The following is a 12,588-nucleotide window of genomic DNA, read 5'->3' as shown; positions in this document are numbered from 1 at the left end:
TCACCTACCTGCTGCCTCTCGGCATGAATGAGGTAACCACGCGGGTGATGGCAATCTCTGTCTTCGTGCTGCTCATGTGGATGACGGAAGCCATACCGCTTGCGGTGGCAGGTCTTCTGGGCTGCTGGGCATACTGGGTCCTCGCCGGAATCCCCGCCAATAAAGTATTTGCGGGCTTCAACAACGACTCGCCCTGGTTCATCCTCGGGGCCCTTCTCCTCGGCGTCATGGCGGACGTGACAGGTCTTGCCAGGCGGCTCGCTTACAACATCGTGCTCAGGGCAGGGACAGAATACTCCCGCATCGTCGTGGGGATGATGGTGATCAATTTTCTGCTTACCTTCGTGATCCCTTCCAGCGTGGCCAAGACAGCCCTTCTGTGCGCCATCTGCATAGGCCTTATCCAGAGCTACGGCTTTGGAAAAGGCAGCAATATAGGCAAAGGCCTTATCCTCGTGAATACGTTCCAGGCGGGAGTCTTCGACAAGACGATCATGGCCGGCGCTTCGAGCATTCTCTCCCGGGGCCTCATAGAGCAATTCGGCCATGTAAGCGTCTCTTACGGGCTCTGGTTTATTGCCTACCTGCCCATAGCATTCTTCACCATAGTGGGGAGCTGGTTTGCAGCCCTGTGGCTTTTCCCCCCGGAAAAGAAGAGTCTTGAGGGCGGCGACGCTTACTGCCGCGCCGAGCTCGCGAAGATGGGCCCGATGAATGCGCGGGAAATACGAGCCCTTGTCATTCTTGCGCTGGCTGTTGTTCTATGGGCGACCGATTTTCTGCACCATGTCTCTCCGGCGAAGATAGGTATCGTGGCCGGGCTCTTTGCATGCCTTCCGAAAGTAGGCGTTATCCGAAAGGAGGAGTTCGCAAAGACCAACTTCCCTATCGTCATCTTCATCGGGACCGCCATATGCATGGGTGGTGTTATGGCGGGAACAGATATCCTGAAGGTGCTGACAGGCGCAGTCTTCAAGTGGATGACCCCGTTGCTCCAGTCCGCCTCTGTTGCCACGGGCATGATCCTGTACTGGTATTCAAACCTGTTTCACCTTTTCTTGGCCGATCTGGCGCTGGTGACAGCTACTGTGCCGCCTCTGATGGATTTTTCCCTTAAGAACAATTTCAACCCTCTTGCGCTCGGCATGCTCTGGTGTTTTGCATCTGGCGGCAAGTTCTTTGTGTACCAGCAGTCGGCCCTTGCTGTAGGTTATGCCTTTGGTTATTTCACCACAAAGGATTTCTTCAAGTTCGGTGTCTTCTTTTTCATTGCCGAATCGATCCTTCTTCTTGTTTTTATTCCGTTGTACTGGCCGCTTCTGGGCCTCAGCCTGCGCTGAGGGGCAGGGGAATATGAAAAGCAAGACAAAATTTTGCCACAGATGTACGCAGATAAAGGAAAAGGAGATAAAAACGGATGAGTGTTCGTGTATCCAGCACTGAGATACAAAAATAATCATCCGCACTTATTACAGCACTTATTACAGCCCTTATCTGTGTAAGAGGCTCTACTTAAAAGGAGATGTTTATGAGCTCAACTGAATTAAAGACTAAGCTGGAGCAGGCGCACCGGATACTCTTCATGGAGGGTCTGGCAGAAGATTCAAGCCGGGGACACATTACCGCCAGGGACGAAGATGGACTCGTCTATATCAAACCCTGGGGCATGGGATTCGAGAAAGTAACCGCAGCAGATCTTCAGAAAATAGACTTGGATGGCAACCTGCGGGAAGGGCAGGGGAAGATGCATTCGGAGAGAGTCATGCATCTGGAGATTCTCAGGAGAAGGAAAAACGTGCAGTCTGTTGTCCATGTGCATCCATACTACTCGATCATCCTTTCCTCGGTATTCAAGGGCAAGATAAGTCTCATTACTCAGCACAGTGTACGCTTTGTCGGCAAGATACCCTTTCATCCTGAAGCCGGCCTGATCCAGGCGAAAGAGCAGGCCATTCAACTGGCGAAGACGTTGGGTGATAAACCTCTGGCGCTCATGAAGAACCACGGCCTCGTCGCCGTGGGGGCGTCAATCGAGGAAGCAGTCTTCACTGCCCTCCATTTCGAACAGGCAGCGCAGGAGCATCTGGAAGCAAACCTTTACGGGAAACCTAGTGGTATGTCGCCGGCAGAGGCAAAAAAAATGGCGGCGAACAACTACACCCCGCAACAACTGCAGATGCTCTGGACGTATTACCTGGAAAAGATGGAACGGCAACGATAAGGAGGCATGGATGGACAAACCGCGTTTCACCTTTTCCTGTAAGCCGTACCTGCATCTTGCGCCCATACTGCAGGGCAGTGTTGTGCCTGAAGGATTCCTGCTTAACTTCATCCCTCTCGAAGTCGAGGAGATCTTCTGGCGACAGTTGAAACATGAAGAGTTCGATATTGCCGAAATGTCACTCTCTTCCTATGTCATGGCCCGCTCGCGCGGAGACGAGCGCTTCGTGGCCATTCCTGTATTTACCCTTCGCATTTTCCGTCACTCCTGCATCTATGTAAATGTGCACAAGGGCATCAAGAAGCCTGAGGATTTGCGGGGAAAAAGAGTGGGGGTGCCTGAGTACCAGATGACAGCCTGCCTCTGGCTGAGAGGCCTTATTCAGCACGAGTACGGTGTGCATCCCCGAGAGATGGAGTGGCGCGGCGGAGGACAAGAGACGCCGGGACGAGAGGAGAAGCTGAAGCTCAAGCTTCCGCCTGATATTCGTTACGAATCAATTCCCAATGACAAGACGCTTTCGCAGATGCTTGATAGCGGGGAGCTCGATGCGCTTTTCACTGCGAGGACCCCCTCCTGCTTCGCCAACGGCTCGCCAAATGTTGAGCGCATGTTCGGCAACTTCATAGAGGCTGAGGGCGAGTATTTCCGCAAAACAGGTATTTTTCCGATCATGCACACCATTGTTCTCAAGCGCGAGATTTACGAGAAGAACCGGTGGCTCGCCATGTCACTCTATAAGGCATGTGATCAGGCGAAGAATATTGTACTGAAGAATCTCCTTCAGACGGGCGGCGCACCACTTTACTCGATACTGCCATGGGGTGCCTGGGAGGCCGAGCGAACACGCGCTGTGCTGGGTGACGACTGGTGGCCTTACGGCGTTGCGAAAAACCGAGCAACGCTCGATGCACTCTGCCAGTACTCTTTTGAACAGGGTCTTTCGGCCAGATTGGTCAGCATCGATGAGCTGTTTGCCCCGGAGACGTTTGACGAGTTCAAGATCTGATTATGTGCGGGAGCCGCAGGTGATGATTACCGTGCGGGCCGTCGTATGCCGTGACTACACTGCAGATCAATCCGGTTTATACACATGAAGAGGTTCCGAACCGGGCTCACACCTCTGTTGGGCATAGTCAGCCATGCCCTGAAAATCGATAACCACGACCGGCTCGTTGCCGACGACCCAGGCATCATGGCCAGCTCCTAACAGCGAGACCTCCCCTGCTTTCACGTCCCTCTCGGTGCCGTCATCTGCCTTGATGTGGAGCGTGCCCGAAACATGGTACTGGAAGTGGGGAGCCTGGCAGCTTTCCGTCTTGACTACCGGTTTCAGTGAGTGCGACCACCTCCAGCCAGGCTCGAAGGTTGCCCGGCCGACGATTCTTCCATTCACGTTGATCAACTCAAGCTTGCCTTTATCAAAGTTCCTGACCTCATCCGGCGAATCAAACTTCCGTACCTCGATACTTTTCATACGCCCCTCCGTCTAGTATACATTGCGATCAACACCGCATCTTGGAGTGTACTATAATGCGCCTTTTCCTGTAGTCAAGGAGCGACGGCGGAATGGTTTTCCAGCCGCTCCGCCGCTTACTGCTCATCACTGTTGCCACCCACAATAGTGAAGAACTTACGCGCCCAGCAGCAGCCTGGCCTCAGTGGCGATGCCCTGCAACAGGGTCATGTGGTTCTGGCTGGTGGGGTCGGCGCTCTCGGGCTTCTTCCCGGTGAATTCGCAGTAGCTGGCCAGGACAGTGAGTCTCTGGAAATCCAGAGGCATGGCATCTTTGGCAAAGACCTGCAGGGCTGCATCGTAGCTCATGCCCTGCTCGAAACATTCCCTGGCACGCCGAAACTGGCTTTCAAGTTGCCTCCGCTGGGCGCTCACGTCGGCCAGGGTTCCCGGATCACCATGCCCGGCCACGTAGATCTCAGCATCCAGAGCCTCTATGGCCTTGTAGTTGGCGATGGTCTGGGTGACGCGGCCCTCGCCGGGTAGCGGCGGCAAGCCGTTTACGAAGACATCGCCACAAAAGACGATCCTCTCTCCGGGCAGATAGACCACCACATCGGATTCGGAATGTCCCACGCCCAACTCGAGCACGCGGACTTCACGCTCCCCCTGGTAGAAGGAAAGACTGCCGGTGAAGCTCATATCCTGAAGAGTGTAGCGGCCGCCTCTCAGATCCACATCGGGGAAAAGCCTGGCGAAGAGGGCGTCATGTCTGTCCTGGACCTTCTGGTTGGCTCCCGTCTCCTCACGTCCCCGACGGGTGCTGATGACGATGGCTTCCGGGAAAAGGTGATTGGTGTAAACGTGATCAAAGTGGGAATGGGTATTGATCAGGAAGCGGACCGACTTGTCTGTTACTCGACGAATTTCCGCCAGCAGGCTCTCGGCCATGGCGGCATTGGTCAGGCTATCGACCACGATCACATCCCGGTTCCCGATGATGACGCCGGCGCTGCTGTAGCAGATCAGGGGCTGCTGCAGGAAGGCGTATACACCGTTCGCAAGTTTCCGAAACTCAGGCATGCTGCACCGTCCTTTCCCAGGGCAGTTTCTGGTCAGCCTTTTGACGATTGTATATCAGCTGGCATACTTGTCAAGCACAAAGACATGACCGTTCACGGTCGGATTTGCGCCGGTCAAGAGTCATCGCTTGCCACAAGAAACACGCAACATTTGAGAGAGCAGCGTCTCCGAGGATTAGAGAAAGCAAGGCGTAATGAAGTCACTTTCGATGGTAGGTCGCTCTCGACCGACCGTATGGATCATCGGAGAGCCGTTGCATAACTGATGAGACAATAGTATAAGTAAACTCGTCATGAGAATTTTCATATATGGACAAGCGGAAATCGACCATCTCAAACGCCGTGACAAAAAACTCGGCGCCGCAATTGAGATGATCGGCATCATAAGGCGGGAGATCAGGCCCGACCCTTTCGAAGCACTCGTAATGAGTGTGGTAGCCCAGCAGATATCCAATAAGGCAGCCGATGCGATCCGGGCGCGACTTTACGCAACAGTAAAACATATTACACCGGAGAGCATTGCAAAGGTCGATTTCTCCCGGATACAGAAGTGCGGCCTGTCCGCGCGTAAAACAGAATACATCAAGGGAATAGCCCATGCCGCGCTGCGGGGCGACATAGACTTTTCTCGTCTTGATGAAATGAAGGATGACGAGATCATTCGCCAGCTCTCATCTTTGCGCGGCATAGGCATCTGGACTGCGGAGATGCTCCTGCTCTTCTCCTTATGTCGACCTGATGTTGTCAGCTGGACAGATCAGGCAATCAGGCGAGGCATGATGAACCTCTACGGACTTAAGGATCTGACAAAAGAGCAGTTCCAGCGTTACCGCAAACGATATTCCCCCTATGGATCAGTCGCCTCCCTTTACTTATGGGCTCTGTCGGTAAGGTAAGGGCCCATGGTGACCGGAGACGCCACATGCTGAGCCTATTACTTGCCGAACACTTTCTTTAAGAGGTCTGTTGTACGCGCCGCCGGGTTCGTCCTGATCTTCTGCTCTTCCTGCCCTACCATATAGAAGAGGCCGTCCAGGGATTTTGTAGTCACGTAATGATTGAGGTCGACCGACTCCGGTTTTGCAAAGGGAACAGCAGGCACCTTATCCATCATTCCATTGTAGGCGTGTGTCACGCCCACCTGGTTCATGCTTTCAGTTACGCTCGGCTTGAAATCATCATAGAGCTTTGACCAGGTTTTTGATTTGAAGTACTCAGTTGCCGCGGTATTGCCGCCGGACAGGATCTTGCGGGCATCGTCAATGGTCATTGCCTTGATTGCGTCGGAAAAATAGGAGGCCGCTTTCGGAGCTGCTTTTTCTGCCGCACGGTTCATGCTCAGGATGAAGTCATCCACCTGTTTCTGATACCCGAGCTTGCCGACTATTTCCGCCGCCTTCTGAATATTATCCGGCAGCAGTATCTTGATGGCCTGGTTCCCGAAGTAGCCGTTCAGCTGGGAAACCAGATGGACAGCATCCTTGGTTCCTACCGAAAGGGCGTCTTTCAGGCCTGCGACGATGGTGCTCTCATCCAATCCGGCGCCTGTCTGCGGGGAGGATTGGGCGCCGGGCACCGGTAACTCCGACAGTCCCTTTTTCAAAGCATCCCCAAAAAAATCTGCCGCGTAAACCGCTGTCGAAATCACAACCAGAATACAGGCAACGCTGATGCCCACTCTTTTCAAGCGTTTCATAGCGCCTCCTTTAGGCTGCCGTGCGCGCGATTCTGGCACGGCTCAGCCGGCCCTTTCACTCCAGACAGATACATTCTGAAACCGGGTCACGTGAATTGCTTCCTCTATGGCCATCATCATGAGGGCCGTCCCTGGGTCATCGATGAAGGTACTCAATTCGGGGTGCTTGCCCAAAAAGATGTTGCTGTATTCCTTCTTTCTGGCCCCTGCTCGCACCAGCCTTGCCGTACCTAGGAGTGTAACCGCTTCTGCCCGGCTCAGGTCCTCCGGGCGCTGTGACCGGTTGTCGATGAGGATGGAGACGGACCCCTGATTCATCATGTTTTTGTATTTGCGCGTGGCCTTTGATGTGGCGAAGATCACATTTCTGCGGTCAGCAGTAAATGCAAAAGCTATGAGAGAAGCGTACGGCTTACCTTCGCCAGAGGTTGCGAGAACAGCAAACCGCAAGTCCTCAAAGACCGAAAGTATTTGCGAAAGGTCCTTCTTTTGATCGTGTTTTGCGCCGGGCATATTCATTCCCTCACATTCGATGCAGCCCCTCGTTCTTTCCTCTTCCCTTTTACTATAAGGGCTGATTCGTTGTTTTTCACGTCTTATCTCATGGTTTTCAGAAGAAACCTTGATGTTGTCGATGATCGTTTCCTCTCGATGCGTCAGTCGAGGAAAATCGAGACAATCTTCTTTGACTTAATATCGACGAGACCCCTGTCGGTAATTCGCAGAAAAGGAAGACCCGTAAAAGGGATCGTTTGCAGTGTGAGGAACGGTCTGTCAATGAGGCTTCCGATCTCCTTCACGCTTTCATCCAGTTCTTTTGTTTTGTCCTTCACCTCTTCCATACTGTAAGGAGGTATGAGACCGTAAACCGGCATGGGGAATTCGTACATCACCTTGCCTTTGCGAACGACGACCACACCGCCCTGTATGTCTATCAATCTGTTCACGGCTGCCATCATATCCCGTTCGCTGCTTCCCACTACCAGTATATTTGATGTATCCCAGATGACCGTCGTGGCGAATGCTCCTTCCTTGATAAAGGTACCGCGTATGAATCCCCTGCCTATCTTTTTCTTGTCATTCCTGTGGATGACTGCAATGGGCAGAATATCATTCGCCACATCCTTTTCCAGATAGCCTGATGCTGCGCCTAATGTGACGACCGACTCCCTGGTTATGGTAGGATTGGCTATCTCCATAATGCGTACGCGGTTCTGCGGAGCGCGGGCCTTTATGCGAAAATCCTCTTCCTTCGTTTTTTGGGCGGTGATCGTCTTCTTCATTGCCGCGGGATAGCGATAAGGCTTGATCTCCGGCAGAAACGTTCCATCCGAGTACACCATGCGGCCGTTCACCATGACCTTCTTCACGGAGACTTTTGCCAGGTCATCGATAAAGAGAATATCCGCACAACGAAGGGGGGCTATCGCGCCCAGGTGGCGGAGCCCGTAATAATCTGCGGGGTTGATGGTCGCCATCTTCAACGCCGTCATCGGACTGAAGCCAAGTTCGATGGCGGTTCTCACAACCACATCCATATAGCCTTCCTCCACGAGCATGACAGGGTCGAACACGTCCGAGGCAAGAATGAGCCTGCGTTCATCCACGTCCGTGGTTTTGAGCGCCGCAAGCTCCTTCAGTTCCTTTCTTACCCAGCCCTCTCTGAGCATCACATAAATGCCGTAACGGAGCTTCTCCAGCGCTTCATCAGCCGTCGTCGACTCATGGCAGGAGGTGATGCCTGTGGTCATGTACTGTATGAGCTTGCTGCCGCGCGCACCGGCTGAGTGGCCTTCGAGTGTCTTTCTCAACGAGATTGCCAGAGCTGCCTGTTTCAGCAGCCTCTCGTCCCCTTCTATCATTCTCGTCCAGTAGCCCTCTCCGATACCCAGGAAATCATCACGCTTCAGAACATCCGAGAAATCTTTGAAGGATATACCTTTCGCGCGCTCCAGGCTCGGAAAGCTGGGGGTCAATCCAGGCGCAAGGAAGTAGCACCGGAGAGGGTAACCCTTGGTGCTGTCGATAAAGGAATGAAGCGCTGCGGTTCCGCACGATTGCGCAACCATGGCGCATTCGCTTATCACCGTTGTCGTACCACCCCGGATTGCGTACGGCACAATACCGTAAAACGGCTGCATACTATCCAGGTGTGTGTGAGAATCGAGGAAGCCGGGGCAGAGGTAAAGGCCATCCGCATCTATGACGGGAGTACCCGCGTGCGTATATCCGGTCTTACCTTCTGAGGGCTGGGCGCCACCATTTTCAATTGAAGCGATGTAGCCGTCTTTGATAAGAATAGTTACGTCCTCATCGATTCGATTCGTGAATACATTGACCACCTTTCCGCCTTTGACGATAACGTCAGGGATCAGATCTCCCTTGGCAGTGCGTAGAAGTTTCCCCAGAGTAATATGATCCATCATCTTTGTCCTTTCTTAACCTGTAACTTGCAACTCGTAACCCGAAACGAGTTGTTGACGTTGCTGAATTTTTCATTTTACATAAGAGGCGCGCGATTGTACAATTAAAAACCCCATTCGCCGTAAAATTGATCTATTGAAAGGTGACGTATGGACAAGGGCCTGACAAAATGCGTGAAAGCCGCCGGCTGAGCGGCGAAGATAGGTCCGGCGGACCTAGCTGATATTCTGTGCGGGGTAAAGATCCCCGCTGACAACAATGTAATCGTGGGCATCGAAGGCTTTGAAGACGCGGGCGTCTATAAGCTTACGGACGACATTGCGATAGTGCAGACGGTTGATTTTTTCACGCCTGTTGTTGATGATCCCTATTCCTTCGGCCAGATAGCAGCTGCAAACGCTTTGAGCGACATATATGCCATGGGCGCGATCCCCAAGACTGCCCTGAACCTGGTCTGTTTTTCTCCCAAGCAGCACGGCATAGACGTATTGAAAGAGATCATACGAGGCGGCATTGATAAAATCGCAGAAGCAGGCGTGAGCCTTCTCGGAGGCCATAGTGTCGATGATCCGGAGATAAAATACGGCCTCTCGGTCACGGGGATTGTGCATCCGGATAGAATCATGAGGAACGAAGGGGCTCTACCCGAGGACCTTCTGATTGTCACGAAGCCTCTGGGTACAGGCATTCTCAATACAGGGCTGAAGGGGGATGCACTCAACCCGGCTTCGATAAAGCGCGTCACCGAAGTCATGGCGGGCCTCAACGCGAAGGCCGCGGAGGCCATGCGGGCAGTGCGGACCCACGCGGCAACTGATGTGACGGGCTTCGGACTGGCGGGTCATCTGTCTGAGATGATCAAGGAACAGATCGGCGTGGAGCTGTTTCTTCAGAAGCTTCCCTATTTTGACGAGGCGAAAGGATTGGCAAAGGCCGGCTTCATGCCGGGCGGCCTCTACAGAAACCGTGACTTTTACGGCACATGCGTGGTGGGTGAGCCGCAGGGGTTCTTCTACGATCTGATTTTCGATCCGCAGACGTCAGGAGGGCTCCTGATGGCGATACATCCTGACGATCTTTCGCTGTTCGAGAAGAGCGCAGCAGCCCTTGGCGTCTCCCACTGGGTGATCGGCCGTTTCATATCGGAACCGAAAGGCAAGATCATCCTGAAGTAAGCAAACGCTGCCGTCAGAAACCCGCTACCACACCTAACGACAACAAGGAGTCTACCAGGGTATCGTTCTCGCCGGGCGACTTTCTTGACAATCGTTAGTTCTATATAGTACTATACGCTATCGGATGAAATTGGCGGGTGGCGCGTTGCTCCCTGAATTGTCTGGCAGCTTATCTCGCGGCCTGAAAGAGCCCGTGACCACAACGTTCATAAGGAGGGCATTAGTTGACTGAGCGGACAGATCTAAAGAGGCAGCGGGAGGCGGGATTTCTCATATCGCGGATTCATCGCCTGAGCCGGATCATCGTGAATAGAAAGATGAAGGAGCATAAGCTTGAAATCACTCCTGCGCAGGCAAGGATCATGTATGTGCTGTGGCGCAACGAAAGTATCCCTATCACGGAGCTTGGAAGAATAACCTCTCTCAAGAAGTCGACAATGACGAGCATGCTGGACCGGCTCGAAAAGGCGGGCTTCCTCGCTCGCGCGCATTCGAGGGAAGACAGGAGAAAGATCCTGATCCAGCGGACAGACAAAGACCGGGTATGGGAAAAGGAGTACGTGAATATCTCCAGGGGCATGGAGCGTCTCGTCTTCAAGGGCTTCTCAGAAAAAGAGAAAGATCAGTTCGAGGGATACCTTCGGCGGATCTCAGAGAATCTTACCTCGGTTGAAAAGAATGGCTAGACGCACGACAGGGAGGGGATCATGAAGAAGGCGTATGTTCTTGCGGTGGCAGCCATGTTGCTGCTCTCTGGCGGCTCGGTGAGTTTGTGCCAGGAGAACATGAAGCAGAAAGCCCGTCAGCAGCTGGACGAACAGGCCAAAGAATTCCGGAAAGAGGTGATCCGGATCACGGACAACGTCTATCATGCCGTGGGGTTCGACGGCTCGAATGCTGCGATGATCGTTGGGAGCGACGGCGTGGTGATCGTCGACACGCTTCGTACCACGGAGGCGGCAGAAGCGCTGCTGCGGGAATTCAGAAAGATAACGGACAAGCCGGTCAAGGCGATCATTTATACACACAGCCACGAAGACCACACCGGTGGCGCTGCGATCTTTGCGGGACAGGACAGGCCCGACATTTACGCCCGAGCCAACTTCGGGCGGGATATCGATGAGGGTTCTCCCGTGACGGGTATCATCATGCGCCGTGGAGTCAGAATGTTCGGCCGTGACCTGCCCGATAGAGATATCACCATCCGCGGAGTCGCGCCGGGAAAAACTCCGACGGGAGGCGTGGGTAAAGGCAAGCTGCCTCCGAACAAGTTCTTGTCCGAAGACAGGATGACAATCAGCGTTGCAGGTGTCGATCTTGATCTGGTTACAGCCCCGGGCGAGACCGATGATCAGCTCTACGTCTGGTACCCTGAAAAGAAGGTTCTCTTCTGTGGTGACAACTATTACAAGGCATTTCCCAACCTTTACACCATACGCGGGACTATGTACCGGGACGTTCGCGTGTGGGCCAACAGTCTCGACAAGATGAGCAAGGAAGGGGCTGAGTTTCTTGTCACTGGCCACACGCGTCCCGTTCTTGGGAAAGCCGAGGTGAAAGACTCGATTGAAAGTTACCGCGACGCTGTGCGCTCTGTCTTTGACCAGACTATCCAGGGTATGAACCGCGGCCTCACACCGGATGAGCTGGTGGAAACAGTTAAACTGCCTCCGAATCTCGCTGCAAAGCCATTCCTGCAGGAGATGTACGGGACAGTACCCTTTGCAGTTCGCGCGATTTTCGCGGGCTACCTGGGATGGTTCGACGGTAACCCCTCGAACCTGTATCCTCTGTCTCCCAAAGCAGAAGCTCAGCGGATCGCACGTCTGGCCGGAGGAGAAGAGAATCTGATGGCTGATCTGAGAAAGTCAGCGGAGCAGCTTGACTGGCAATGGGTCTGTCAGCTGGCGGACTATATCGTGGCGCTTGGTGGCAAGAATGGTATAGAGGCACGAAAGGTCAAAGCGCGGGCACTCCGTGAGCTGGGCGAAAACCAGGCAAACCCCCCAGCGCGTAACTACTATCTCTCTTCTTCAATTGAGCTGGAAAAACAATCGTCGAGGACGGCAGGAGAGGCAGCCAAGTGAAGGCGAGTGGCTACGACCAGCATTGGAGGCCGGATCGCAATCGTTAGCCTGTTGATATTCCGCCGGTAATACCAGGCGGACAATAAAATTGGCAGAATTGACAAAAGCATCATTGAAAGTGGCCGGCACGTTCAAAGGGCGAGTAGTTCTAAACAAGCAGAAAGCGAGAGGAGGGAGAGCAATGACCAGATTCATGTATGTTCCGATGGTAGTCGTAGTGCTCTGTATCGGTTTGGCCCAGGCACAGACGTTTGACCTCCCTGGGGTAGATCAGATCAAGACGCACAACGTCGTGGCAAGTACTGCTGATTTTAATGGGCGCACATGTCTTAAGGTGTCTCTTACCGACGACATGCAGGCAAAGATGTTGAAAGGACAGCCCGGGGATCAGGCAACGTTCGCCCTGCTGCCCGTTACCTTCCACAATGGCAGCATCGAAGTTGACAT

At 53.5% G+C, this 12,588-nt stretch carries 13 protein-coding genes; 8 read left to right on the top strand and 5 right to left on the bottom strand.

Annotated elements, in window-relative coordinates:
* The 3 genes from VMT71_17835 to VMT71_17825 form a co-directional block, all read left to right on the top strand.
* On the top strand, positions 1–1,340 hold a 1,340-nt coding region (locus VMT71_17835; GenBank protein HVN25833.1), incomplete at its 5' end, for an SLC13 family permease.
* Positions 1,341–1,528: 188 nt separating this feature from the next.
* Complete coding sequence (locus tag VMT71_17830; GenBank protein ID HVN25832.1) at positions 1,529–2,221, top strand: class II aldolase/adducin family protein; 693 nt, start codon at positions 1,529–1,531, stop codon at positions 2,219–2,221.
* A gap of 10 nt (positions 2,222–2,231) precedes the next feature.
* The gene (locus tag VMT71_17825) at positions 2,232–3,230 is read left to right on the top strand and encodes a PhnD/SsuA/transferrin family substrate-binding protein (GenBank protein ID HVN25831.1); all 999 of its coding nucleotides are present in this window, start codon (positions 2,232–2,234) and stop codon (positions 3,228–3,230) included.
* Between the two features lie 66 nt (positions 3,231–3,296).
* Here the strand turns inward: VMT71_17825 and VMT71_17820 are convergent, their stop codons facing one another.
* Positions 3,297–3,698 carry a cupin domain-containing protein gene (locus VMT71_17820; GenBank protein HVN25830.1) on the bottom strand — a complete coding sequence of 134 codons (402 nt, stop codon included), beginning with the start codon at positions 3,696–3,698 and terminating at the stop codon, positions 3,297–3,299.
* A 156-nt stretch (positions 3,699–3,854) separates the two neighbouring features.
* Positions 3,855–4,760, bottom strand: a complete 906-nt coding sequence (locus tag VMT71_17815) for an MBL fold metallo-hydrolase (protein ID HVN25829.1) — start codon at positions 4,758–4,760, stop codon at positions 3,855–3,857.
* 292 nt (positions 4,761–5,052) lie between these two features.
* Between VMT71_17815 and VMT71_17810 the strand changes: the two genes are divergently transcribed.
* Positions 5,053–5,655 (top strand): DNA-3-methyladenine glycosylase, encoded by a 603-nt coding sequence (locus VMT71_17810; GenBank protein ID HVN25828.1) that lies wholly within the window; start codon positions 5,053–5,055, stop codon positions 5,653–5,655.
* Positions 5,656–5,693: 38 nt separating this feature from the next.
* On the opposite strand, the gene VMT71_17805 is transcribed toward VMT71_17810, so the two are convergent.
* The 3 genes from VMT71_17805 to VMT71_17795 form a co-directional block, all read right to left on the bottom strand.
* Positions 5,694–6,455 carry a DUF4197 domain-containing protein gene (locus VMT71_17805; protein HVN25827.1) on the bottom strand — a complete coding sequence of 254 codons (762 nt, stop codon included), beginning with the start codon at positions 6,453–6,455 and terminating at the stop codon, positions 5,694–5,696.
* Positions 6,456–6,497: 42 nt separating this feature from the next.
* A complete protein-coding gene (locus tag VMT71_17800) occupies positions 6,498–6,968 on the bottom strand; it encodes a pyridoxamine 5'-phosphate oxidase family protein (protein HVN25826.1) in 471 nt (156 codons plus the stop codon).
* A gap of 143 nt (positions 6,969–7,111) precedes the next feature.
* A complete protein-coding gene (locus tag VMT71_17795; GenBank protein HVN25825.1) occupies positions 7,112–8,881 on the bottom strand; it encodes an adenine deaminase C-terminal domain-containing protein in 1,770 nt (589 codons plus the stop codon).
* Between the two features lie 198 nt (positions 8,882–9,079).
* On the opposite strand from VMT71_17795, the gene selD reads away from it, so the two are divergent.
* The 4 genes from selD to VMT71_17775 all read left to right on the top strand — a co-directional run.
* Positions 9,080–10,054 (top strand): selenide, water dikinase SelD, encoded by a 975-nt coding sequence (selD, locus tag VMT71_17790; protein ID HVN25824.1) that lies wholly within the window; start codon positions 9,080–9,082, stop codon positions 10,052–10,054.
* A 224-nt stretch (positions 10,055–10,278) separates the two neighbouring features.
* Positions 10,279–10,740, top strand: a complete 462-nt coding sequence (locus tag VMT71_17785) for a MarR family transcriptional regulator (GenBank protein ID HVN25823.1) — start codon at positions 10,279–10,281, stop codon at positions 10,738–10,740.
* Positions 10,741–10,761: 21 nt separating this feature from the next.
* On the top strand, positions 10,762–12,141 hold the full coding sequence (locus tag VMT71_17780) for an alkyl/aryl-sulfatase (GenBank protein HVN25822.1): 1,380 nt from the start codon (positions 10,762–10,764) through the stop codon (positions 12,139–12,141).
* Positions 12,142–12,322: 181 nt separating this feature from the next.
* Positions 12,323–12,588: hypothetical protein (locus VMT71_17775; GenBank protein ID HVN25821.1), on the top strand; the 266-nt coding region annotated here is incomplete at its 3' end.

Source organism: Syntrophorhabdales bacterium (assembly GCA_035541455.1).
Classification (GTDB): Bacteria; Desulfobacterota; Syntrophorhabdia; order Syntrophorhabdales; family WCHB1-27; genus JADGQN01.
This window is presented reverse-complemented; position numbering and strand designations above follow the sequence as displayed.